This is a genomic window from Blautia sp. CAG:257 (assembly GCF_000433815.1).
Classification (GTDB): Bacteria; Bacillota; Clostridia; order Lachnospirales; family Lachnospiraceae; genus Blautia_A; species Blautia_A caecimuris.
Genome location: NZ_HF999061.1, coordinates 32,268 through 57,221, shown reverse-complemented (window position 1 = coordinate 57,221; position 24,954 = coordinate 32,268). Strand labels below are relative to the sequence as shown.

The following is a 24,954-nucleotide window of genomic DNA, read 5'->3' as shown; positions in this document are numbered from 1 at the left end:
GATCATTCTTCTGATCACATCAATGGTTTCCTTGATGCCATAGTTTGCGCTGTTGATGCACAGATCATAATTTTCCGGTTTTCCCCATTTCTCACCGGTATAAAACTGATAATATTTTCTGTGCTGTCTGTCCATTTTTTTCAGGAACCTCACTGCCTGCTTCAGATTCATGTTTCTGACAGCCATAATATGTTCCACACGAACCGAAAACGGAGCACTGATAAACAAACTGATATGAGGGATATGATTGTTTTTCAGGATCATATCTGCGCAGCGTCCCATAATAATACAGTCTTCTGTTTTTGCCAGATTACAGATGAGATCGCTCATATTAAAAAATACTGCATCCTGTTTTGGAAGGCCGTGATAACGGTTAAACTCCCGGAATCTGGTTTTCAGGCTTCCGCCGCTTTTTTTCGTATATTTGTTAAAATCAACAAAGTTTTCCGCGTCATTGACTGCATCCTTATCTGCCTCCAGACGCTTCATAACCTGGTCAAAGATTTCCACGTCATAATAATTGATCTTAAGATTGTCCGCCAGTTCAAAACCGATGTCATTTCCTGCGCTTCCCTGAGTACGGCTGATGCAGATCACAAGATGGTCATTTTCTGACAGCTTTTCTCTTTTTGCCGCCAGATTCAGACGCACTCTCTCATCATCCAGGATATCCACCTTGCCGAATACGTCCGGCAGCTTCTCGATCTCCATAAGGATCTCATTATATTCTTTCATCATCCTGGATTTTTCTTCTTTGTTTTTAATGGTGCGGGCCATGTTGCTGATAAGAGCAAGCTCACTTCTCAGAAGATGTCCGTCCGGCTTTGTATACATCAGCATGCTTAAAGTCCGGACTGTTCTCTCTCTTCCTTCTGTAAAGGTTCGGCCAAGAGAAGATCCTACACATTCATAAACTGCTCCGTCCAGATCGTAAATCCGGTTGGCAAGCTCTGTATATTTTTTCTGATTGTCTTCCATATCTGTCCGCCCTCCTTACAAAAAGAATACAAAAGTATCTATGATAAATACAGGTACAAGGAACGCCAGGGAACAGAGCATATATCCGAAGAAAGAAGGCATATTCACACCGTTCTCATCAGAAATGGACTTCACCATAAAGTTCGGCGCATTTCCGATGTATGTATTGGCTCCCATAAATACTGCTCCGCAGGAAATCGCAGAAAGCAGCTTTGCCGGAACTGTTCCCAGAGATGTGGCGATTCCGCTTGTGATTCCAAGGGTTCCTGCTGTTGTGAGAAATACCAGGTAGGTAGGAGTATTATCCAGAAAACTGGAAAGCGCTCCTGTTGCCCAGAAAAGCTGGAACGGCTGGGTAAGACCAAGCTCAGGTCCTACTGATTTCAGAAGCATCAGAGCCGGCTGCATAGTAATAAAGATACCGATAAAAAGAACTGCAACCTCCTTGATCGCGCCCCAGGTAAAATGGTTTCTTCTTCTGATCTCCTGCTTTGTTGTACGGAAGGACAGCCATGCTGCCAGAAGGATCACTGCGATCTCGATCAGCGCCGGGAAACTTAATGTAACCTCTCCGAAAATATGGATTCCTTTTACGTTTCCTGCCCCATCCTGAAAAGCCGGCATTCCCGGAAGCACTCCGCTTAAAATAACCGCACCTACGATCATGAGAAGGAATACGATATTGTGCAGACCATCGATTCTGAACTCTGTACCGGGTTTGCTGATATCCGGCTTACGGCCCTCTGCAATATCCCGGCGATATGCCCATTTATCCAGATGATAAAATGCAAACAAAAGAATAGCCATATTAAAAAGAAGCATGGGAAGAAGATGAAGGCTCCAGAAAAAAGGAACGCCTCTCATAAATCCCATAAGAAGCGGCGGATCACCGATCGGTGTCAGACAGCCTCCCATGTTGGATACCATAAAAATAAAGAACACCATAATATGGCTTTTTCGCTTTCTCCATGAATTCATTTTGATCACAGGACGCACCATAAGCATACTGGCTCCTGTGGTACCGATACAGCTTGAAAGCAGTGTGCCAAGAGCAAGAAGACCTACATTGATCCTCGGCGAACCGGCAAAGTCCCCTTCCATGGTAATATTTCCTGATACGCAGAAAAGGCCAAACAGAAGGATAATAAAGGTCAGATAATCATTGACCGTGCATTCCAGCACTGTTTCCACTGTTTTTCCTGCTCCGTATACTACAATAAACGGAATCACCATGGCCGCGATCCAGAATCCGACCACCAGCGGCTGATGGGCTTCCCACCATTCGCCTTTTACAAGCGGCATTACTGCTATGCACAGAAGAAGTCCGGCAAAAGGAATACAGAGCCACACCGGAACCTGCGCTGCCGCCTCACCGCTGCCTGCTGCCCATACGTTGGCCGGAAAGGCCAGAACTGCAGCCAGGACAACACTCATAAAAGTAAGAATTTTTTTCAATTACGTCACCCCCGGATAAGTTTTTTAACAAAAAAATTATAACATATGAAAGTCAAAAATCAATTGTGCATGTATGCAATTTATATGATATATCGCCCTGTTTTTTGTGCATTTTTCATGGGGTTTTGACAATTTTTTTGCGGATTTGCTCATTCTTTTCTGTCTAATATACAAAGAAGAAGTCCACCTGACTCCTTCTTTGTATAAATTCCTGTTAATAATCTCTGCCGGATCCGGAAAAGCTTTCTCCTCCGCTTGTAAACGAGCCGGAAGAACCGTTATTTCCGCCTTTATTTTCCGGTTTTCTCCTTCTGGTCACAGCTCTGCGTATATACATGTCTCTCATCTGACTGAACTGTGTTTCCTCTGCCTCTGCATACAGATCTGCATTTGTCTGGATCACATTTGTCTTCATCCGATTCTTCTGATACCAGGATGCTGCAAAAGCCGGCACTGCGCCTGCAGCTATGGAAATCAGAAACCACTTCAGAAGCGAGAGGGCCAGAGGCGTATCAGAGATATCCATGAGGCGGATCTTTTTGCCCTGACTGACACGGGAAAGTCCCTGCTCCAGATCCTTTACAATACTTTGATACGCGCCCAGAGTATCGTCCTTTTTCAGCTTCTCTGTGCAGTGATCCAGCATCCTGTCCTGGATTTTTTCTGTAAACTGATCCTGGGCCTTTCCCCGGAATACAATGGTGATATTCCGGGCATCCGGCTGATGAAACACACATAATCCCTCATTGCTTTCTCCGTATCCCACCTGGTTCATCTGCATAAAGCGGGCAGCATACTGACGATAATCCATCTCCTCTCCCACATTGTCTGTAATAAGAAATGCGGTCTCAAACTGATAGGCTTCTTCAATCTCTGCAAGCTCTTTTTCCAGTGCTGTTGTTTCTTCCTCATTTAAAATCCCATAATTGTCATATACCTTTGCCTGTACAGATACCGGCAGCCACATGATTCCTGCCAGACATAAAAGTACAGGCAGAAAGCCCGGAAGCTTATGTAATTTTTTCATCCGATCACCCCCGCCAGCATAAGTATCACAAACAGAACAAAAATGACAGCAGCAGAAAATATATGATATTTCATCCAGTACCGGATCAGCAGATCTTTTCCTACCGGAAGATCGCCGATGATTTTTCCTGTCTGTCCGTTCATGGCAAAGGAATAAGTTTTTCCATTCCATTTTGTATTCAGAAACCACACCGGAAGAAGCGCATATTTTACCTGACCTTTTCCTGTGATCCTGATATCCTCCTGCACAGGAATCACCGTATCGTATCCGATCACCGTATTCCGCACTGCCCGGCGCATACTTTCTTCCATTCTTGCATGTACGCGGTCTGTCAGCTCATCCGGTTCTCTGTCATACCTGTCTGCCATATAACCGGACAGATAAGAAAGCTGAAAAGGTTCCAGTTCCTGGTAATCGTAGGGTTCTATCGCTTCCATCATCGTATCGTCAATCTTTTCCGAACCATCCACCGGAATCCGGCAGAATTTCATGCTCCCTTTTCTGACAATATGGTAAAAGCTTGTTTCCGTACATTCATATTTTTCTGTTTCCCAGAATCTGACTCTGGTTCCCTGATACTGGAAACGGCCGGAGGATTCCAGATCGTACATCCAGAAAGGCACATACACTGCCTTTATTTCTTCCAGATGATTTTCGTCTTTAAAAACAGAGGGAAGAAGCGGTTTTTTCAGATAGTGTTTTTTCAGGGCATCCAGAGCGTCCTTTTTTGACTTTTTAAATGGTATCACATAATCCGGCCGGTAAATATCCTGAAACTGCTCCGGCATGATCATCGGATTCATGCAATAGGGGCACACAAGCGCTCCTGCTGTTTTTTCTGCCACAAGCTCAGCTCCGCAGGAGGGACAGCTCCATACAGAAATTTCTCCGCCGTCCGGATTCCAGGCTTCCGGGTCAAATTCCTCCCAGTGCCCCCTGGAATCCTCTTCCTTTAAAGGCTCTTCCTTTTGTTCTTCCAGCTCCTCCAGCTCTTCCACTGTGTATGAATTTCCACAGTACTCACAGGCCATTTTCTGTGTTTTACTGTTAAATTCAAGACCGGCAGAGCAGTTGGGACATTTGTAGTTCAGGATCTCCATCCTTTATCCCCCTTCTCTTATGGTCTTGGCCTTCCGCATTCAGAGCAGAATTTCCCTTTGTTTGCCGTTCCGCAGGAACATACCCAGGGTCCGGACGGTCTCGGATTTCCACATTCGGAACAGAATTTTCCTTTATTGACATTTCCGCAGGAGCACACCCAGCTGTCCTGCTGTACCGGAGACTGTACCTCCTGCTGTGCGCTTCTCTGAGACGGATCGTTCCGGGCCATGGCAAAAAGCTCTGACGGATTCACTCCGCCGGCATTTGACGCCATATTCATACCGGCAAAGGCCATGGCCGGGCCTGCATTCTGATTGGACGCTGCGGCCTGCATGGCTGAGGCCTGGGCTCCCACCATATGGGCAGCCGCCATAGCCGGATTTCTGAACACTGCATTTTTCTGCAGTTCCTTCAGCATTGCCTCATCCTCTTCCGATGCCTTTATGCTGGAAACGCCCAGAGATACAATACGGATTCCTCTTAGCTTTTCCCACTTTTCAGACAGGATCTGATTCAGAGCATCAGAAAGCTCCATGGTATGTCCGGGAAGCTCACTGTAGCGGATCCCCATTGCGGAGATTCTGGCAAACGCCGGCTGAAGAGCAGTCATAAGCTCGCTTCTCAGCTGTCCGTCCAGCTCCTCTCTTGTAAATTCGCTTTCCACATTGCCGCAGACATTTGTGTAAAACAGAATCGGATTTGCAATACGGTAGCTGTATTCTCCAAAGCATCTGACGGAAATATCAATATCCAGTCCCAGGTTTGCATCGATCACACGGAACGGCACAGACCCCGGTGTTCCGTATTTGTTTCCTGTCAGCTCTTTTGTATTTATAAAATATACCCTCTGATCTTCCGGAGTTTCTCCGCCGAACCCGAAGCGTTTTCCGATCTGGTCAAACACCTGAACGATCCCGTCCTCCAGGTCACTGCAGAACAGGGACGGTTCTGTAAAGCTGTCATAAACATATTCTCCCGGTTCTGCGCATACGTCCACTACCTTTCCCTGTTCTACAATGATCATACATTGTCCGTCATTTACTGCAATCACGGAACCGTTGCTGATGACATTTTCAGACCCGTGTCTGTTTGAGGAACGCCGTGAAGTTTTTTTGCGGGCTTTTGATACAAGTGTATCCGAAGACATGGATTCACAGTAAAAATACTCTTTCCACTGGTCCCCGAAGACTCCTCCCGCTGCTCCTTTTGCTGCTCTGATCAGTCCCATAATGTTCTCCCTTCTGTCAATCCATTTTCTGCTGTGATCTTCTCCCTTTTCAGGAAAGCTTATGAATAAAAAGTCCGCTTCTCAGCTTCGGCTCAAACCATGTGGATTTTGGCGGCATCAGCCTGCCTTCATCTGCAATCTGCATCAGCTCCTCCATAGAGGTGGGATACAGGGCAAACGCCACTCCTCCTGTCTCGTCAGCCATTTCCTGAAGCTCCCGAAGCTTATGATTTCCCCCTACAAACCGGATCCTCTGATCTGTTCTTGGATCCTTGATCCCCAGGACAGGAGCAAGTACCTTATCCTGCAAAAGAGAGACATCCAGCTGTGCTACAACATCCTTGTCCTGCCAGATATCCTCCCAGGCCTTCAGGTGATACCATTCGCCTCCCACGTACATGCCCATGCAGTGCTTTTCCACCGGCTTACAGGGAAATCCCGGCATGACCATCAGTTCAAAATTAAATTTCAGGCTTCCTACAAACGCTTTTTCCGCCACGCCGTTCAGATCCTTCACCACCCGGTTATAGGCAAGGATCGTAAGCTGATCTTCCGGGAATACCACAGAAAGAAAATAATTAAACTCTTCCTCTCCTGTATAATCCGGATGTTCCTCTCTTCTTTTCAGTCCTACCTTTACGGCTGAAGCGGCCCGGTGATGACCGTCTGCAATATAAAAAGAAGGAATCTCTCCAAATTCTTTTTTGATAAATTCAGTTTCCTCATCCCCGTCGATCACCCACACTCTGTGGCCGATCTCATCCTCTGTGACAAAATCATAAACAGGCGCATGCTCTTTTTTCCACTGTTCCATCAGGGACAGAAGCGGCTCTGTATATCTGCATGCCATAAAAATAGGTCCTGTATTGGCGTTGCAGACATCCACATGACAAATACGGTCCTGCTTCTTATCTTCTCTGGTAAGCTCATGTTTTTTTACCACTCCGTTCAGATAATCGTCCACAGAGCAGCAGCCTGCAATACCGGTCTGAGTTTTTCCCCTTCTTGTGAGCTCATAAATATAATAGCAGGGCTTCTCATCCTGAATAAAGGTTCCTTCTGCCTCCATTGCAGAAAGATTTTCTTTTGCTTTTTCGTATACGATGCTGTCATATGGATCGGTTCCTTCCGGAAGGTCGATCTCCGCCCGGTCCACATGGAGAAAAGAAAACGGATTTTTATCTCCTGTCTCACGGGCCTCCTCCTCTGTTACCACATCATATGGAAGCGCTGCCACGCGCTCTGCTTTTTCCGGTGTTGGGCGCAGCGCCCGGAATGCCTGAAAAACTGCCATAATAACTGTCCTCCTCCTTCTTTTTTACTGTAAAAATATACGTTGATTTTAACACAGGAACCCTGTCTTTTCAATGTCGCTAAATATTTTTTGAAAAACCTAAAAATTTTTGTATTTTCTATTGCAAAATTCATTATTTATGATATGATAGACTTAACAGAAGCAAAAACAATAAGTGTAAAACAAATTTTTTAAGGAGGGATTTTACATGACTGAAGGATTAAAATGGACGCTTAATGAAGTTCCCAAATCCGACGATACTTTCCTGGAATTAATGTCTGAAGAAAATGTAAAAAAAGCAAATGAATTTCACAAAAGCTTCCCCCAGTATACAGTGACGCCTCTTCAGAAGCTTTCTTCTCTGGCATCCTATCTGGGTGTAAAAAATATTTTCTGCAAGGATGAATCCTATCGTTTTGGTCTGAATGCATTCAAGGTGCTGGGCGGCTCCTACGCCATGGGATGCTACATAGCAAAAGAGCTTGGACGGGATATCAGCGACCTGCCCTACAACGTACTCTCTTCTGATAAGCTGAGAGAAGAATTCGGGCAAGCAACCTTCTTCACTGCCACAGACGGAAATCACGGCCGCGGAGTTGCATGGGCTGCCAGCCGCCTTGGACAGAAGGCTGTGGTAAGAATGCCAAAGGGAACCACCAGAACAAGATTTGATAACATTGCCAAAGAAGGCGCAACTGTTACTATTGAAGAATGCAACTATGATGACTGTGTAAGAATGGCTGCTGCCGAGGCTGCAAAAACAGAACACGGCATCATTGTTCAGGATACTGCCTGGGACGGCTATGAAGAAATTCCTTCCTGGATCATGCAGGGTTACGGAACCATGGTCATGGAGGCAGATCAGCAGTTAAAGGAACAGGGTGTAGAACGTCCCACTCATGTATTTGTGCAGGCAGGCGTCGGTTCTCTTGCCGGAGCAGTAGTTGGCTATTTTGCTCACAAATACAAAGAGAATCCTCCGGTAATGGTTGTATGCGAAGCAGCCGCGGCAGACTGTCTCTATCGCTCAGCCGAGAAGAAAACCGGAGATCTTGTAAACGTAACCGGAGATCTTCAGACTATCATGGCAGGTCTTGCCTGCGGCGAAGGAAATACCATTGGATGGGATATTTTAAGAAATCATGTAACCGTATTTGCATCCTGTCCTGACTGGATGAGCGCAAAAGCTACCAGAATCTACGCAAACCCGCTTGAGGGAGATCCTCATATTGTTTCCGGAGAATCCGGCTCTGTGCCTCTCGGTCTCTGCTACACTGCCCTTCATGACAAAGATGCAGAAGATCTGAAAAAGACTCTGAAGCTTGATGAAAACTCCAACATTCTTGTAATCTCCACAGAAGGAGATACAGATCCGGTACGCTACCGTGAAATCGTATGGGACGGACTTTACGGAACAGAGGAGTCCTTCAGCGAATAACTGACGGAAATCAGCCTGTTCTTTACAGTGATCATCGGGTCACTGATACAAAACAAATTCTAATTTTATCAACTGATTTATTATGGGAGGTATTTACAATGGATTATTCAAAAATTAACGAAGCGGCTCAGAACTATCTGGAGGACATGACCAGATTTTTAAGAGCAATCGTAAAAAATCCCGGCGAAAGCTGTGATGAAAAAGCTCATATTGACACAATCGCCGCTGAAATGAAAAAGCTGGATTTTGACCAGGTTGTGATCGATCCTCAGGGAAATGTAATCGGCTACATGGGAACCGGAGATAAAATCATTGCCTACGATGCACATATTGACACTGTTGGTATCGGCAATATGGAAAACTGGGAATTCGATCCATATGAAGGCTATGAGACTAATGAAGAAATCGGCGGCCGCGGCGTATCTGACCAGTGCGGCGGTATCGTATCTGCTGTTTACGGCGCAAGAATCATGAAGGATCTTGACCTGATCCCTGAGGGCTGCAAGATCATGGTAGTGGGAACTGTTCAGGAAGAAGACTGCGACGGTCTCTGCTGGCAGTACATCATCAATGAAGACAAGGTACGTCCGGAATTTGTTGTCTCCACAGAGCCTACTGACGGCGGTATCTACAGAGGACAGAGAGGACGTATGGAAATCCGTGTTGACGTAAAAGGTGTTTCCTGCCATGGCTCTGCTCCTGAGCGCGGTGACAACGCCATCTATAAAATGGCAGATATTCTTCAGGACGTACGCGCTCTTAATGAAAACGATGACGCTGATGAAACAGAGATCAAGGGTCTGGTAAAAATGCTGAACCCGAAATACAATCCGGACTGGGAAGAAGCAAGATTCCTGGGACGCGGTACCATCACCTGCTCTCAGATCTTCTACACCTCTCCAAGCCGCTGTGCAGTTGCTGACTCCTGCGCAGTATCCCTTGACAGACGTATGACCTTCGGTGAAACCTGGGAAAGCTGTCTTGACGAGATCCGCAACCTTCCAAGTGTGAAAAAATACGGAGATGATGTTGTGGTTTCCATGTACAATTACGACCGTCCATCCTACACCGGATGTGTATATGAGATCGAGTGCTACTTCCCCACATGGGCAATTCCGAAGGATCACAAGGTAACAAAGGCTCTTGAAGATGCATACAGGAATCTGTATGGTGAAACAAGACTTGGAAACGCAGAGACAGAAGAAATGAGAAAATCCCGTCCTCTTACAGACAAGTGGACCTTCTCTACAAACGGCGTTTCTATTATGGGACGCAACGGAATCCCGTGTATCGGCTTCGGCCCCGGAGCAGAGGCACAGGCTCATGCACCGAACGAAAAAACATGGAAGATCGACCTGGTAAGATGCGCGGCTGTTTACGCAGCTCTTCCGGCTTCCTACTGCAAGTAAGAATAATATCTATAATATAAATAAGGAGATCATTTATGAAAACTTTACAGGATTATATTGACAAATTAAATGCACTGAATTTCAGGGAGATGTACAATAACGACTTTTTCTGGACATGGGATAAGACAGATGAAGAGCTGGAAGCTGTTTTTACTGTTGCAGACGCTCTCCGTTTTATGAGAGAAAACAACATTTCCACAAAGGTATTTGAGAGCGGTCTCGGAATTTCTATTTTCCGTGACAACTCCACAAGAACCCGCTTCTCCTTTGCTTCTGCATGCAACCTTCTTGGCCTTCAGGTTCAGGATCTGGATGAGAAAAAATCTCAGATTGCTCACGGCGAAACTGTCCGCGAAACAGCCAACATGGTTTCCTTTATGGCTGATGTGATCGGTATCCGCGACGATATGTATATCGGAAAAGGTCATGCTTATCAGAAAGAATTTATGGACGCTGTAACTGAGGGCAACAAAGACGGAATCCTTGAGCAGAGACCTACTCTTGTAAACCTTCAGTGTGACGTAGACCACCCCACTCAGTGTATGGCAGATATGCTTCATATCATTCATGAGTTTGGCGGCGTTGAGAACCTGAAAGGCAAAAAGCTTGCCATGACATGGGCTTACTCTCCTTCCTACGGAAAACCGCTTTCTGTTCCTCAGGGCGTGATCGGTCTTATGACACGTTTCGGCATGGATGTTGTGCTTGCTCATCCGGAAGGCTATGACGTAATGCCTGAGGTTGAAGAGATCGCAAGGAAGAACGCAGAAGCTACCGGCGGTACTTTCACAAAGACAAACAGCATGGAAGAAGCATTCAGGGATGCCGATATCGTTTATCCTAAGAGCTGGGCTCCTTTCGCTGCTATGGAAAAACGTACAGACCTTTATGCAGAAGGTGATTTTGACGGCATCGACAAACTGGAAAAAGAACTTCTTGCTCAGAATGCACAGCACAAAGACTGGGCCTGCACAGAAGAGCTGATGAAAACAACAAAAGACGGAAAAGCGCTTTATCTCCACTGCCTGCCGGCTGATATCACAGGAGTAAGCTGTGAGACAGGCGAGGTTGACGCAAGCGTATTTGACCGCTACAGAATTCCGCTTTACAAAGAAGCAAGCTTCAAACCATATATCATTGCTGCTATGATCCTGCTTTCCAAATTTGAAAAACCGCAGGATATCCTTAAAAAACTGGAAGTAAAAGCAGCCCCGAGAATCCTTAAATAAATCATTCTAAAAAGCGACAGGGCCTGTGGAGCATTGTTCTGCACGGCCCTTCTCTTTTTCCCAATCAGGAGGTTTTTACATGTATAAACGGAAACGTATTGTCATTGCTCTGGGGGGCAATGCTCTTGGAAATACTCTGCCGGAACAGATGATGGCTGTAAAAACAACAGCAAAAGCTCTCTGCGACCTGATCGAGGACGGACACCAGGTGGTTGTGGTCCACGGAAACGGTCCCCAGGTAGGCATGATCAACAATGCCATGGCCGCTCTTTCCCGGGAAGACGCCAGCCAGCCCAACACGCCTCTTTCTGTATGTGTCGCAATGAGCCAGGCTTATATCGGGTATGATCTTCAGAACGCGCTCAGAGAGGAGCTTCGCAAAAGAGGCTTTGTGCGCACTCCGGTCGTTACTGTTGTAACTCAGGTGCGGGTAGATCCGGACGATCCTGCTTTCCAGAATCCCAGCAAGCCTATCGGACATTTTATGTCCAGAGAAGAGGCGGAACACGCGGAAAAAGCCTACGGCTATATCACAAAAGAGGATGCAGGCCGCGGTTACCGCCGTGTAGTGGCTTCTCCGAAGCCTGTAGAGATTGTGGAGCAGGATGCCATCAACAGCCTGGTAGATGCCAATAAGATCGTTATCTGCTGCGGAGGCGGCGGAATCCCGGTTACTCTTCAGGGAGATCATCTGAAGGGTGCTTCCGCTGTGATCGATAAGGATTTTGCAAGCAGTCTTCTGGCAAAAGAGCTGGGCGCAGATATGCTGATCATTCTTACCGCTGTGGAGAAGGTTGCCATTAATTTCGGCAAAGAAAATGAGGAATGGTTAAGCGATCTCACTGTTGAGGAAGCGCAGAAATATGTGGACGAAGGCCATTTTGCAGCAGGCTCCATGCTTCCGAAGGTTCAGGCAGCTATGGATTTTGCTTCCTCCGGATCCGGCCGCACAGCCATGATCACACTTCTTGAAAAAGCAAGAGACGGAATCCAGGGAAAAACAGGAACCCTGATCCATTCATAAACTTTTATCATGCCATCTGTAATAAAAAAGGAGCCTGCAGGAAAACCTGACCTCAATGGACAAAAGCTTTCCCCAGTCTCTTTTTTTCTGCATTTATTTTGCAGATGCGTGTTTTGCGACTTCCTCTTCTACCAGGCGCACAGCCTCCTCAGACGGATTGGAGATCACTGCCGCTGCAATGATCTCACAGGGCGGATTTCCTTTTACACTGTCTACTGCCGCCGTAACTGCTGCCACGTCTCCGCTTAAAAATACGGTTGTATGACCGCCGCATTTGGTATTCCAGGTACGAAAGGCTACCTCTGATGTTTTCAGCATCTGGTCGATCACCAGAATCGCATTGCTGCTTCCCAGAACCTCTACCAGTCCGAACGCTCCGTATCTCATAATGATTTCCTCACTTTGTTATTTATTTGTTTACTGTCATTGCCAGGGCTGTTTCCGTATCAGCCGTCGGAGAAGCGATCACTGTATGACTTACCACCTGTCCCAACGGCTTAGCTGCCTCAAGAGCAACCTCCATAGCAGCATTCACATCAGAAACAGAGCCTCTCATTTTCACACAGGCGCCGCTTTTCAGTCGGTTACGCTCCACACTCTGGATCGTTACATTTGCTGCTTTGGCTGCAGCGTCAAGAGCCACAAAGCAGGCAACCAGATTATCCAGTTCAAATACTCCCACTGCCATACCATTGTAATTTTTCGCCATAATACCTCCCATGATGAAACATCAAGAACTTTTTATAATTGTATTTATATAAGTATACCTGTTTTTCTTTTAAAATACAAGGAAATTCAACAAAAAATCCCTGTAATAATGTGGATTTGTGTTACTGTTCACAGGTTACTGTCCCGCAAGGTGTTTTGGCATGTATATGCAAAAATCCCGGGACACACAGGGCAAAATGCCATCACCGAAGGCGATCTGGAATACATTTTGATCAGGTTACTATTCAGGAGACATTTTCCCAGGCTGATGCAAACAGAGTAAGCAGTGGTTTTGGGGGTGTTGGTTTTTGTTGGTTTCCATCTGTGAAATGATGCAGATTATTACCAAAAACAGCTTAACAAACCGCTGTGCATGATTTTACAGGATGCTTACGGAAGGTCTGGCTTGTTTTTCATAAAATTTGTTATATAATAATTTCCAGAAATATAAGACGGCTATCTGAAGGCTTTATCTGATTCCAGTTCTCATGGAGCCCCGTCTTTTGTAATCAAGGAGTCTATTTATGAAAATTCATCAGACAGATTTTTCAAAGGGAAATGTAAACAGAAATATTCTGGAAGTGGCTGTGCCCATGACCATGGCGCAGATTCTGAACCTTCTTTATAATATCGTAGACCGGATTTATATCGGAAGAATCCCGGAGGCAGGCACAACCGCGCTGACCGGCGTGGGAATCTGTTTTCCCATCATTACTCTGATCACTGCCTTTACCTATCTTTTCGGAAATGGAGGAAGCCCTCTGTGCTCCATGGAACGGGGCAGAGGAAATCACAGAGAAGCAGAACGTCTTATGGGAAATACCTTTTCCATGCTTCTTCTTACGGGCGTGCTTCTGATGGCTGTTGGATATCTTTTTTATGACCCTCTGCTTCACGCCTTTGGCGCCAGCGACGTCACCTACCCCTATGCCCGGGATTACATCCGGATCTATCTTCTTGGCACTCTGTTTGTGATGATCACCCTGGGAATGAATCCTTTTATCAATAACCAGGGCTTTGGAAATATGGGAATGCTGACGATTCTCATTGGCGCTGTGCTGAATATCATCCTGGATCCGCTTTTTATTTTTGTTTTTCATATGGGAGTAAAAGGCGCTGCAACCGCTACTGTTCTCTCCCAGATGTGCTCTGCTTTGTGGGTTCTGAAGTTTCTTACAGGAAAAAAAGCAGTTCTCCATCTGAAAAAAGATGCCATGCGTCTTAGCTGGAGCCGGGTAAAAAGCATCATGTCTCTTGGAATTTCCGGTTTTATGATGGCGTTTACCAACAGTATTGTACAGGTTTTCTGCAACATGACCCTTCATCAGTACGGAGGAGATCTTTACGTTGGAGTTATGACTGTGCTGAACTCCATCCGTGAGATCACCACCACTCCTGTCAATGGACTTACCAGCGGAGCTTCACCTGTTATGAGCTTTAACTATGGAGAAAACGCCTGCCATCGTGTGCGAAAAGCAATCAGATTTGTCACAGTCCTCTGTGTATCCTACACAATGATCATCTGGGGGCTTCTGAAGCTGTTTCCGGAATTTTTTATCCGCATTTTTAACAGCGAGCCTGAGCTGATCGCCAGAGGAATCCCTGCTCTTCATATTTACTTTTTCGGCTACTGCTTTATGGCCCTGCAATTTACAGCCCAGTGTACCTTTGTGGCTCTGGGAAAAGCCAGAAAAGCAACATTTTTCTCTATTTTCCGAAAGGTATTAATTGTAGTTCCCCTTACTGTTCTTTTACCCGGAGTCGGAAATCTGGGTGTGGACGGAGTATTCTGGGCAGAACCTATCTCCAACCTGATCGGCGGCTGCGCAAGCTTTTTTACCATGCTTCTCACCGTAATGCCGGAGCTTAAAAAAGGAGCAAAGGGGAAATAAAAAACCAGCTTTATGATTCTGATTTTCCATATTTATGGCTTTATGAAATATCCGGAGGGATGTCCATATCCGTAAGCTCTTTTTTATCTGGCACTTCCAGCAGAGCCACATCCTGCATGTATTTTCTCATCACCCTTTTCCCTCCGGTATCGCCTGTCAGAGCCAGAAGCTCCGGGTAATATTTTCCGGAAAAAATACAGGGATTTCCAGGCTGTCCATTTTTTGCTGCGGCAGCCATGCCCTTTTCGGATTCTGTATACATCCTGATCAGAGCTTCTATCGTATGGCACCTTATCCACGGCTGATCTGCCACCAGAAAAAGGCAGGCATTATTTTCCCGGCAGGCAGAAAAGCTTTGCGCCTGAGGCTTTTCTTTTATTACTTCCAGAAGCCCCAGCTTCATAGATGAGGAAATTCCTTCTTCCGGATGGGGATTCCATATCACCCGGGCTCCCAGAGCCTCTGCATTTTTTTTGATCTCCGGATACTGAGTAACAAGAATAACGGAAGAAATCCTGTGTTTCATTTTTTTCTGTACCAGAAGAACCTTCTGAAGTGTATGTAAATACATGGGAATGCCATCTATTGGAAAAAACAGCTTGTTGCTGCCAAATCTTCTGCTGTTTCCCGCCGCCAGGATAACAATAGAAATATCCTGTTTCAGGCTGCCACATACGGCCCAAATGCCATATTTTCTCAGTCTCTGTACTATTTTATCCGGCAAATTCCTGTCACTAAGAACATCCTCTTTATTTAAAAACACTCGAAATCCTCTGTGTCCCACGGACTTACGAAGTCCCTGGTCTGACTTTGCAATCCGTATGATATCTTCCTCCGTAATCTTTTCCTTTGAAGATTTACCCAGAAATTCTGCCGCTGATTCCGGTCGGTGAACTGTGTCTTTGATTGCTTTTCCCAGACAGTCCAGTCCGATCACACCGATCACAAGATCGGTCATCTCCGGAATTACCGGCTCCCAGACTGCCGGAACCTTTAAAGGCAGACGTCTGGCTCCGTCTGCCTCAATAAGGATTGCATCACATTCTTTTTTCAGTTCCTGAAGCTGCTCCTCCGGAAGCGCCTGAAGCTTTCCTGTAAACAGTTTTCCGTTTTTGTTCTGCTCCTCGGAAGCGCTGCAGTGCGTACCTGAGGATTTCTGAATATTTTCCGGCTTTTTCCAGTTTTTTTCTTCCCGTTTTTCCATACAGGCAGCTACCGTATAGCCGTACTTTCTGAGATTTTCCCTGACTTTATTCAGTTCTCCGTCTCTGGCAAAGGGGCGTTCCGGCTCAAAAGCCATGTGAGTGGTGGTTGTAACAATGACCTTTTTTCCCTGCTCTGCCAGTTCCTCTGCAAGCCGGAAGATCAGGCTTGTTTTTCCACCGCCTCCCACAACTGAAATAATCTTTTTGCTGTTTACATCAATATCCAGAAGCTCAGTAAGTCTCATAATCCTGTTCCTCGATCACCTGATAATTGTATTCCTGCCTTTTCCTCTCCGGTTAAAGCATCCGTCATACAGCAGGCAGGCTTCTTCCGCTCCTTCTGTTCAGGGAACAATCCCTTCTGACAAAAGAATTTCCACAACAGTTCCCGCTATGCATCTTGCCTTATCAGAAATGGTATTGCAGTTTTTTTTCTGTTCTTTCCGTGGGTCAATATCCGCGATCTTCATTCCTTCCGATACCTGATACTCTTCCCGGATCATTCCTCTTAATACTCCTGAAATTGTGGCAAAGACAGGAATTTCTCTGTTTTCCTCTGTACTGATGACAGCAATTACCTGATCCTTTTCTACCAGATCGCTGATCTTCGCCCGGCTGTGTATCGTACCCGCTGCCGGAGAATGAATCACTCGTTCTTTCCCATAACCTCCGATCATTCCCGGAATCCCTGTATTGGGAGCTGCCCAGCCCTCTTCCACGATCCTTCCAAGATCATGGCCTCTCTGAGTCTCCACCACATAATCCACATCTCTACCGGCCAGAAACCCAGGTCCCAGAGCAATGGTAAGAGGCGCCATTGCCCTGTTTGTGCCGAGATTTTTTTTTGCAAGAATAGCGTCGATCACTGCTGCCGGATGAAGTTTTTTGATGGCTTCTCCTGTCTCATCTACCAGAAGAGGAATCTCGCCCATTTCCCATATTCCGGCACACTCACCCACATCCTGGATCCTGTGGCTTAAAATGCCCTCTACAAATGCCTCTCCGTCATAAACAGCCTCGCAGAAAGACACCTCCCGGCGGATCGCGCTGGGTCTGGCGCTTTCAAGAATCAGCACCCGGTATCCGCAACGGTAAAGTCTGTGGATCACTCCACTGGCAAGATCACCGCCTCCGCGGACAACCAGTATGTTATTCTGTGTCATAAATCAAACTCCTTCGGTCTCCTGCTGTTCAAGCATTACTTTTTCTACTGCATTTACAATATTCTGGTATCCGGTGCAGCGGCACAGATTACCTGACATATGTTTTTTGATAGCTTCTCTTGTAAGCACCTCGCCCCGCTCCAGAAGCACCGTTGCAGACATAACAAAGCCCGGTGTACAAAAACCGCACTGGATCGCGCCCTCCTCAATAAAAGCCTCCTGAATACGGGTAAGATCCCCGTTCTTTTCCAGACCTTCCAGGGTACGGATGTTTTTTCCCTCTGCCCACACTGCCAGATAAATACAGGAGTCAATAGTCTCTCCGTCAATGATCACTGTGCAGGCTCCGCATTCTCCTACCTCACAGCCTTTTTTTACGGAAGTAAGACCCAGACGGTTTCTGAGCATGTCAAGCAGAGACTCTCTGGGATCCACATACTCGGCTACTTCTTTTCCGTTTACCACACATCTGACCAGAACTTTATCTTTGATCATTTTCTGTCACCTCCTGCAAGCTCTATGGTACGCTTCAGCGCTCTTTTTGCGATTTCTCCGCCGATCTGCAGACGAAACTCCCTGGATGCCCTCCAGGAGTCTCTCGGGTTGATCTCCTGACGGATGCTCTGCTCTGTCATTTCGTACAGTTTTTCGCTGATTTCCTGTCCTTTCAGCGCTGCTTCTGTTTTTTCACACCGGAAAGGAACCGGAGCCGCTACGCCAAAGGTAATGCGCACATCTTCCAGAATATTTTTTTCTGTATTTACCTTACTTACCACGGAACAGCTTAAGGTTGCAATATCCATGGCTTTTCTCATGGAATACTTAATATAGTTTCCATGATAACCCTGGTATTCCTTTGCAGGAATGATCACATGGGTAAGAATCTCTCCTCTTTTCAGATCCACACGGCCCGGACCCAGATAAAAATCACGGACCGGAACGGTTCTTCCTCCGTTACCATCCTCAATACGAAGAAGGGCATTCAGAGAAAACACCGTAGGCGCGCTGTCTGCGCTGACTGCACCATTACAGATATTTCCTCCAATGGTTCCGATATTCCTGATCTGAGGTCCGCCCACCTGATCTACGGCTTCTCCCAGAACCGGAATATTTTCCTGAATCACAGGGTCGTTGGTAATATGGGAAAAAGTAGTTCCTGCCCCTATATAAATATCTCCGTTTTCTTTTTTTGTGATACCGTTCAGTTCTTTAATGTCACGGATACTCACAAGAGAGGTTCCTGCCATTTTCCCTTCCCGGATCTTGATCAGCACATCACTTCCACCGGAGATCACTCTGGTATCCGGATGTTCTTTCAAAAGCCTGACGGCTTCCTCTATTGTGCTGGCATTATAGTAATTTTCAATATCATACATGATTCCGTTCCCCCTTTCAGATCAGTCCGGCTTTTTTGAATCCCTCGATCAGCCGCTGAGGCGTCAGAGGAATTTCATTAAATGCCACGCCGGTAGCATGGAGAACCGCGTTACGGATCGCAGGAGCTCCCGGAATTGCAGGCGGCTCGCCTAAAGCTTTGTTTCCGTAAGGTCCCATGGGGTCATCCAGCTCCACAAAATCTGCTTTGATATCCGGTGTGTCTAAAGCTGTCATCAGCTTGTAATCCAAAAGATTGCCGTTAAGAGGCCGTCCTGTTTTTTCGTCCAGAACAAGCTGCTCGCTCAATCCATAGCCCATGCCCATGGACATGCCTCCGTGCACCTGCATCTGGGCAAGCTGCGGATTCAGAAGCTTTCCGCTGTCATGGACATTGATGATGTTAAGAATCTGTATGGTTCCAAGCTTCATATCCACTTCCACCTCTGCAAAGCAGCAGCCTGTGGCAAGGGTATTTTTCTTCACCTGTGTGGACACCTCTGCTGTCAGCACAGAGGAATTGCTGAGACTGTAATAGGCTTCCTGCGCCAGCGCCTCCAGAGAAAGTACCTGTTCCTCTCCTGCATAGATCCAGCCGTGATCCAGAGACAGTTCTCTTGTCTCCTGTTCCGGAAGAAGGGTTTTGGCATAGTCCAGAATCTTTTGGAGAAGCTGTTCTGCGCACTGCTTCACAGCCGTTCCGGTAACAAAGGACTGGCGGGATGCATATGCGCCTGTATCAAACGGCGTCACATCGGTATCCTGTACTGTGACAATATGGACGTTCTCCACATCCATATGAAGTGTCTCTGCCGCCATTTGAGAAAAGACAGTATCTGCTCCCTGGCCGATCTCTGTAGCTCCGATCTGAAGCTGAACGCTTCCGTCCTGGTTCATGGAAAGCCGGGCGCCTGCAATTTCCAGTGAAATGGGCCATACACCTGTCTTATAGGAAAACAGTGACATGCCAACGCCCCGTCTTACAGAACCTGTCTGATCTGCATATTCTTTTCGCTTTTCATCCCAGTGAATATACTCCGCGCCTTTTTCCAGGCACTGGAAAATCCCGTTTGTATTGGCTGCAATAGGCTTCAGATAAGCGTCCTCATAATATCCCTGAATCAGATTTTTCCGCCGGAATTCAAGAGGATCCATATGAATCTCCGCCGCCACATCGTCCATCAGACATTCAATGGCAAAGGCTGCCTGAGGAATGCCGTAAGCACGCATGGCTCCTGCTGTAGGGGTATTTGTATAAATGGTATAAGCCTCGCCTCTGGTATTTGGGCAGGCATACTGAAGTCTCCATGCAGTAAGGCCGTTGGCTGCAATAGCGTGACCATGGGATGCATAAGCCCCCTGGCTGGAGTATGCCTTCATATCTTTTGCAAGCAGATGACCTTCCTTATCCACGCCTGCAGTGAGATCGTACTCAATAGAATGACGGGTTCTTGTATTGCAGAAGGTTTCCTCTCTGGAAACCTCAAGCTTTACAGGACGGCCGCCTACCTGAGTAGTCAAAAATGCATTCAGAGGCTCATAAAGCACATCCTGCTTGTTTCCGAAGCCACCTCCGATATACGGTTTGATCACCCTTACCCTGCCCCAGGGGATTCCCAGAGCCTGGCCGATTACACGGCGGACAATATGAGGGATCTGCGTGGAAGTAACTACAACGATCCTCCCCTTTTCCATATAGGCAAAGGATATGGGATTCTCTATATGGCAGTGCTGGACAATGGAGGTCTTGTAGCTTCTTTTCACAACTGTCTCTGACTGCTCCAGGCCTTCGTCCACGTTTCCGATAAAAAAGTTGGAGCGGGCAAGTACATTGTCTTTTTTATCAAAATGAATGGGAGGATTGCTTCCGTACATGGATTTTCTGGGATGGATCTCCACCGGATATTCCTCATATTCAACCTTGATCAGCTTCAGCGCCCTGGACGCAGTTACTTCATCCTCTGCCACAACGGCAGCAATATCATCGCCATAATAGCGGATACGTCCTGTAAGGATATTTCTGTCCGCAATATCCTGATGAGCAGGCTCCACAGACCAGGGATGTCCCGGTGTGGGATAGCAGTGATCCGGCACGTCTTTAAAGGTAACTACCTTTACCACTCCGGGAAGCGCCTCTGCCTCACTGGTATCAATAGATGTTACGATCCCGTTTCCAATGGTGGAGTGAAGGACCTTGGCAACCAGAGCGCGGTCGAGAATCAGATCATCTGTAAATTTTGCTCTGCCTGTAACTTTTTCATAAGCATCTACTCTTGGAATACTTTTTCCAACCATTTCTTCACCTTCTTTTCCTTTTCTACATGAATTCTCCCAGACTGTCTGAGATTTCCCTGAAGCTTTTAGAATATGGAAAAAGCCAGACTGCGTCCAGGGAGTGTGTGTTCCCCTCAGGACGTATGTCCGGCTCCGAACCATGCTACTTTCTTATAATATGTATCCTGAGTCAGAATAAGAACATCAGGAACCATTTCCTTTTATTCATTTTAACATATTATAAGGGTTTTTTCCATTGATTTTTAGTGTTTTTTCTTAAATTATTTTAAAATAATCCCTCTTGTATCCCGGATCACATTCCGCGGACATTTTACCGCGCAGTTTCCGCAGGCAAGGCAGAGCTCGTCATTGATCACCGCCACATTGTCCTGAACCTCCACAGCGTCTGCCGGACAGTTTCTGGCGCAGATCCCGCATCCGATGCAGCTTGCTTCACAGGCCTTTTTTGCCGCTGCTCCCTTATCCTTATTGGAACACTTTACGATAAAAGGATTGTCTGTCAGATGAATATGGATGATTTCCTGAGGACAGGCCTTCACGCAGAGGCCGCATCCGATACACCTGCTTTCCTCAATTTCAGCCACACCATATTCATTATAAAAAACCGCGTCCTTTCTGCAGGCCTCAATGCAGGAGGAACAGCTCATACAGCCGTATGTACAGCTGTGGCAGCGTTCTCCGCCGTCACATGCAACATAAGCTGTCTTTTTCGGAAATCTTGCCATAGATCATTCCCCCTTTTTCTTTCTCTCATACGGCGTATTGGCAAGCGGAAGGCTTGTGCGGTACTGACCGTCATATTTATAGTAAGCCCCTGCTATAGCCGGCGCCGTAGGAATGGAGGTGATCTCTCCGATGCCGATGGCTCCCTCTGCTACCTTTAAGCCTTCTTTTTCTACAATGATGCTTTCCACCTCCGGAGCCTGGTTTGCCCGGAAAAGTCCCAGCGTTCCATATTTATTCTGAGGTCTGCAGTCCTTCAGTCCATACTGCTCTGTGAGAGCAAAGCCTGTGGACATGAGCACTCCGCCCTCGATCTGGCCTTCTACAGAAAGAGGATTCACTGCCCGTCCCACGTCGTGGGCTGCCACTATTTTTTCAATCCTTCCGTTTTTATCCAGAATGCACACCTGAGTTGCGTACCCGTAGGCCACATGAGAAACAGGATTTTTTACATCAGAACCCATGGCGTCTGTTCTGGCAAGATATTCGCCCAGATATTCCTGTCCCTCCAGCTCCTCCAGAGTTTTATAAGCAAGCTCTTCTTTCAGCTTCTCACAGGCGCGACGGCAGGCTTCCCCTGTAACAAGAGTCTGTCTGGATCCAGAAGTGGTTCCGGAATCCGGCGCATTATACGTATTGGAAGCATCATAATAAATCTGCTCTCTTTTCAGTCCCAGCTTTTCTGATACCATCTGTACCAGTACCGTTCCAAGTCCCTGTCCAATGCAGGAGGCTCCTGAGTGGATCTCTACTTTTCCATTGTGCACATACAGCTTACAGCGTCCCCAGTCCGGGAGCCCGACGCCCACACCGGCATTTTTCATGGCGCAGGCAATTCCTGCATAAGGATGGCTGTCATACACTTCCTTTACCGCTTCCAGAGTCTCTGCAAGTCCGGTGGAATCATCTACAAGCTGACCGTTTGGAAGCTCCTGTCCCGGACGGATCGCGTTGCGGTAGCGGATCTCCCAGGGAGAAATGCCAACCTTTTCTGCCATTTTTGTAAGAAGCATTTCCACTGCAAAGCAGGTCTGGGTAACGCCAAACCCACGGAAAGCTCCGGCAGGTGGATTGTTTGTATAGTAGGCTTTTCCGTCAATATCAAAATTCTGGTAATTATAGGGACCGGAGGCATGGGTACAGGCTCTCTGAAGCACAGGGCCTCCCAGAGAGGCATAGGCTCCGGTATCTGCTATAACAGCTGCCTTCACACCCTGAATGATACCGTTTTCATCACAGCCCATAGTAAATTCCATGTCCATGGGGTGGCGTTTGGGATGGATCAGAATACTTTCTTCACGGGTAAGCTTTACCTTTACCGGGCGTTTGGTAAGATAGGCGATCATGCCTGCGTGATGCTGGACCGTCACGTCTTCTTTTCCTCCGAATCCGCCGCCTACCAGCTTATTGCGCACCTTTACCTTTTCAGCCGGAAGTCCCAGAAGCGCCATACATTCATGCTGGGTATCGTACACACCCTGGTCTGAAGAATAAATGATCACCCCGTCCTCTCCGTCCGGCTTTGCCACAGCGCACTCCGGCTCCAGAAACGCATGCTCTGTCCACGGTGTCCGGAATTTTTCTGTAAGAACATAGGCGGAACCTGCAATGGCTTTTTCCGCGTCACCACGGTGCACGTGCCAGTGTGCCAGAAGATTTCCGTCTTCGTGAACCAGAGGAGCATCCTCTTTCATTGCTTCATAAGGATCACGAACCATGGGAAGTTCTTCATATTCTACTTTAATCAGCTTTTTGGCCTTTTCCACAAGCTCCGGTGTCTCTGCCGCAACAAGAGCGACCGCATCTCCCAGATAATGAGTGATCTTTCCAACAGGGATCAGTCCGTCCCAGTCCTGTTTCAGATGCCCCACCTTTACGCTTCCGGGAATGTCCTCTGCTGTAAAAATCCCGATCACTCCGGGCAGCGCTTTTGCCTTTTCTGTGTCAATAGCTTTTACCAGAGCTCTCGGATAGGCGGAACGAAGAGCGCTTCCGTAGATCATGCCCTCCTCATAGATATCGTCCGGATACTGGCCATAGCCCAGAACCTTTTCACGGACATCCACTCTGGGCACACGCTCTCCCAGCTTCCAGGCATACTCCCTCTTTTCGGGAAGTCCTTCTCTTTTATATTTTGCGGCAAGAAGAATACCGTCTATGATTTTTTTGTAGCCTGTACAGCGGCAGATATTGTTGCGGATCGCATGGGCCGCCTGAGCGCGGGTAGGATCCGGATTCTGATCAATAAGCCCCTTGGCGCTGATCACCATGCCGGGAATACAGAATCCGCACTGCACTGCGCCTGCTTCTCCGAACGCCCGGTCATAAATCTCTTTTTCTTCCTCAGAAAGTCCTTCCACAGTTATAATATGCCTGCCTTCCATCATAGAAAGAGAAGGAATACAGGCCTTCTGCGCTTTCCCGTCGATCAGTACATGACAGGTTCCGCAGGCGCCTTCGCTGCATCCGTCTTTTACTGAAGTAAGATGAAGCTTATCACGAAGAAAACGAAGAAGCTTCATATCCTTTTCTTCCTGATATTCCTTTCCATTTACATAAAACCTGAACATAACTTTCCTCCTGACATATATTCAGCACGAGCGCATCCCTGCACAAAACACAGAGACACGCTCTTCTTCACTTCATTTCAGACCCTGTAATCATTTAAACAGCAGATAGGAATAATCGTCGATCACTGCACAGATCAGTGCGCGGATTCCGCCCGGTACCTTATCTTCCGGATCGTCTGCCTTACACTCTGTTACATTTCCAAGGAATCTCACTCTGCATTCCTTTGTGTCTGCATTCAGTACAGCAAATCCGTCATTTGTGCTGTCATCCATATCCTCTGGTTTTGCAAACAGTGTAAATTTATCTTTGTAAGGAGCGCTTGCATACGGACAGAAGGTCCTGCAGTTTCCGCACTCATTACACATATAATCCACGTGGATCACCTGAGCCATTTCCATTCCGGGTACTTTAACGGAGATATTTGCTCTGTTTGGACATACATCCACACAGTTCTCACATACCTTGCTGCAGGAAAGACATCTTTCGCTTTCTTTTGCAGCGTCCTTCTCTTCTTTCAGAACGCCTTTCTTTTCATAGCACTCTGTTTCTGTGCCTGTAACTGCTCTGTCAGAAACAACTTCTCTGCCAAGGATTGCTTTTGCAACAAGCTGCGCGTCACGGATAGCTTCCACGATAGTTGCAGCGCCTCTGGCTCCGTCGCCGGCCAGATATACGTCTTTTACGCTTGTTTCCAGAGTTTCCTGATCAAGCTTTGCCTTTCCTCTTTCATTTACATTGATGCCGTTGGCCTCATAGAACTCTGCAGGCACTTTTTCTCCAACAGCTACGATCACAGTATCCGCAGGCACTTCCACCATCTCATCTGTCTCTGTAACCCCT

Annotated in this window: 21 protein-coding genes; 5 read left to right on the top strand and 16 right to left on the bottom strand. The window is 46.9% G+C overall.

Annotated features, from left to right (window positions below):
- The 6 genes from QVP40_RS08035 to QVP40_RS08010 form a co-directional block, all read right to left on the bottom strand.
- On the bottom strand, window positions 1-978 hold a 978-nt coding region (locus QVP40_RS08035), incomplete at its 3' end, for an AAA family ATPase (protein WP_288200396.1).
- Between the two features lie 15 nt (window positions 979-993).
- On the bottom strand, window positions 994-2,412 hold the full coding sequence (locus QVP40_RS08030) for a sodium:proton antiporter (protein ID WP_138270599.1): 1,419 nt from the start codon (window positions 2,410-2,412) through the stop codon (window positions 994-996).
- Between the two features lie 235 nt (window positions 2,413-2,647).
- Window positions 2,648-3,460 (bottom strand): TPM domain-containing protein, encoded by an 813-nt coding sequence (locus QVP40_RS08025; protein WP_022067948.1) that lies wholly within the window; start codon window positions 3,458-3,460, stop codon window positions 2,648-2,650.
- Complete coding sequence (locus QVP40_RS08020) at window positions 3,457-4,560, bottom strand: hypothetical protein (protein ID WP_022067947.1); 1,104 nt, start codon at window positions 4,558-4,560, stop codon at window positions 3,457-3,459. Before QVP40_RS08020 ends, QVP40_RS08025 begins: the two co-directional genes overlap by 4 nt.
- A 17-nt stretch (window positions 4,561-4,577) precedes the next feature.
- On the bottom strand, window positions 4,578-5,789 hold the full coding sequence (locus tag QVP40_RS08015; RefSeq protein ID WP_022067946.1) for an SPFH domain-containing protein: 1,212 nt from the start codon (window positions 5,787-5,789) through the stop codon (window positions 4,578-4,580).
- A gap of 49 nt (window positions 5,790-5,838) precedes the next feature.
- Window positions 5,839-7,083 carry a DUF1015 domain-containing protein gene (locus QVP40_RS08010; protein ID WP_022067945.1) on the bottom strand — a complete coding sequence of 415 codons (1,245 nt, stop codon included), beginning with the start codon at window positions 7,081-7,083 and terminating at the stop codon, window positions 5,839-5,841.
- 208 nt (window positions 7,084-7,291) lie between these two features.
- Here QVP40_RS08010 and dpaL point away from each other — a divergent pair, with 208 nt between their 5' ends.
- The 4 genes from dpaL (at window position 7,292) to arcC (ending at window position 12,183) form a co-directional block, all read left to right on the top strand.
- The gene (dpaL, locus tag QVP40_RS08005; RefSeq protein WP_022067944.1) at window positions 7,292-8,521 is read left to right on the top strand and encodes a diaminopropionate ammonia-lyase; all 1,230 of its coding nucleotides are present in this window, start codon (window positions 7,292-7,294) and stop codon (window positions 8,519-8,521) included.
- A gap of 98 nt (window positions 8,522-8,619) precedes the next feature.
- Complete coding sequence (locus QVP40_RS08000) at window positions 8,620-9,930, top strand: YgeY family selenium metabolism-linked hydrolase (RefSeq protein ID WP_022067943.1); 1,311 nt, start codon at window positions 8,620-8,622, stop codon at window positions 9,928-9,930.
- Window positions 9,931-9,965: 35 nt separating this feature from the next.
- Window positions 9,966-11,159: a knotted carbamoyltransferase YgeW gene (gene ygeW / locus QVP40_RS07995; RefSeq protein WP_022067942.1), complete on the top strand. Its 1,194-nt coding sequence runs from the start codon at window positions 9,966-9,968 to the stop codon at window positions 11,157-11,159.
- Between the two features lie 79 nt (window positions 11,160-11,238).
- A complete protein-coding gene (gene arcC, locus QVP40_RS07990) occupies window positions 11,239-12,183 on the top strand; it encodes a carbamate kinase (protein WP_022067941.1) in 945 nt (314 codons plus the stop codon).
- 93 nt (window positions 12,184-12,276) lie between these two features.
- Here arcC and QVP40_RS07985 read toward each other — a convergent pair whose 3' ends face one another.
- Both QVP40_RS07985 and QVP40_RS07980 read right to left on the bottom strand, forming a co-directional pair.
- A complete protein-coding gene (locus tag QVP40_RS07985) occupies window positions 12,277-12,570 on the bottom strand; it encodes a BMC domain-containing protein (protein ID WP_022067940.1) in 294 nt (97 codons plus the stop codon).
- Between the two features lie 22 nt (window positions 12,571-12,592).
- The gene (locus tag QVP40_RS07980; RefSeq protein ID WP_022067939.1) at window positions 12,593-12,892 is read right to left on the bottom strand and encodes a BMC domain-containing protein; all 300 of its coding nucleotides are present in this window, start codon (window positions 12,890-12,892) and stop codon (window positions 12,593-12,595) included.
- 523 nt (window positions 12,893-13,415) lie between these two features.
- Between QVP40_RS07980 and QVP40_RS07975 the strand changes: the two genes are divergently transcribed.
- Complete coding sequence (locus QVP40_RS07975) at window positions 13,416-14,783, top strand: MATE family efflux transporter (RefSeq protein ID WP_022067938.1); 1,368 nt, start codon at window positions 13,416-13,418, stop codon at window positions 14,781-14,783.
- A 40-nt stretch (window positions 14,784-14,823) separates the two neighbouring features.
- Here QVP40_RS07975 and yqeC read toward each other — a convergent pair whose 3' ends face one another.
- The 8 genes from yqeC to QVP40_RS07935 form a co-directional block, all read right to left on the bottom strand.
- Window positions 14,824-16,233, bottom strand: coding sequence for a selenium cofactor biosynthesis protein YqeC (yqeC, locus tag QVP40_RS07970; RefSeq protein ID WP_022067937.1), 1,410 nt, complete (start codon window positions 16,231-16,233; stop codon window positions 14,824-14,826).
- Window positions 16,234-16,332: 99 nt separating this feature from the next.
- Window positions 16,333-17,151 (bottom strand): selenium-dependent molybdenum cofactor biosynthesis protein YqeB, encoded by an 819-nt coding sequence (gene yqeB, locus QVP40_RS07965; RefSeq protein WP_022067936.1) that lies wholly within the window; start codon window positions 17,149-17,151, stop codon window positions 16,333-16,335.
- A 3-nt stretch (window positions 17,152-17,154) separates the two neighbouring features.
- Entirely contained in the window at window positions 17,155-17,646 is a 492-nt protein-coding gene (gene xdhC, locus QVP40_RS07960) for a xanthine dehydrogenase subunit XdhC (protein ID WP_022067935.1), read from the bottom strand.
- A complete protein-coding gene (gene xdhB / locus QVP40_RS07955) occupies window positions 17,643-18,527 on the bottom strand; it encodes a xanthine dehydrogenase subunit XdhB (protein ID WP_022067934.1) in 885 nt (294 codons plus the stop codon). The genes xdhC and xdhB overlap by 4 nt, the downstream gene beginning before the upstream one ends.
- Before the next feature lie 16 nt (window positions 18,528-18,543).
- A complete protein-coding gene (gene xdhA / locus QVP40_RS07950) occupies window positions 18,544-20,820 on the bottom strand; it encodes a xanthine dehydrogenase subunit XdhA (RefSeq protein ID WP_022067933.1) in 2,277 nt (758 codons plus the stop codon).
- A 260-nt stretch (window positions 20,821-21,080) separates the two neighbouring features.
- Window positions 21,081-21,545 (bottom strand): 4Fe-4S binding protein, encoded by a 465-nt coding sequence (locus tag QVP40_RS07945; protein WP_022067932.1) that lies wholly within the window; start codon window positions 21,543-21,545, stop codon window positions 21,081-21,083.
- 3 nt (window positions 21,546-21,548) lie between these two features.
- Window positions 21,549-24,113 (bottom strand): selenium-dependent xanthine dehydrogenase, encoded by a 2,565-nt coding sequence (gene xdh, locus QVP40_RS07940; protein WP_022067931.1) that lies wholly within the window; start codon window positions 24,111-24,113, stop codon window positions 21,549-21,551.
- A 90-nt stretch (window positions 24,114-24,203) separates the two neighbouring features.
- A partial coding sequence (locus QVP40_RS07935) for an FAD-dependent oxidoreductase (RefSeq protein ID WP_288200395.1) occupies window positions 24,204-24,954 on the bottom strand: 751 nt, incomplete at its 5' end.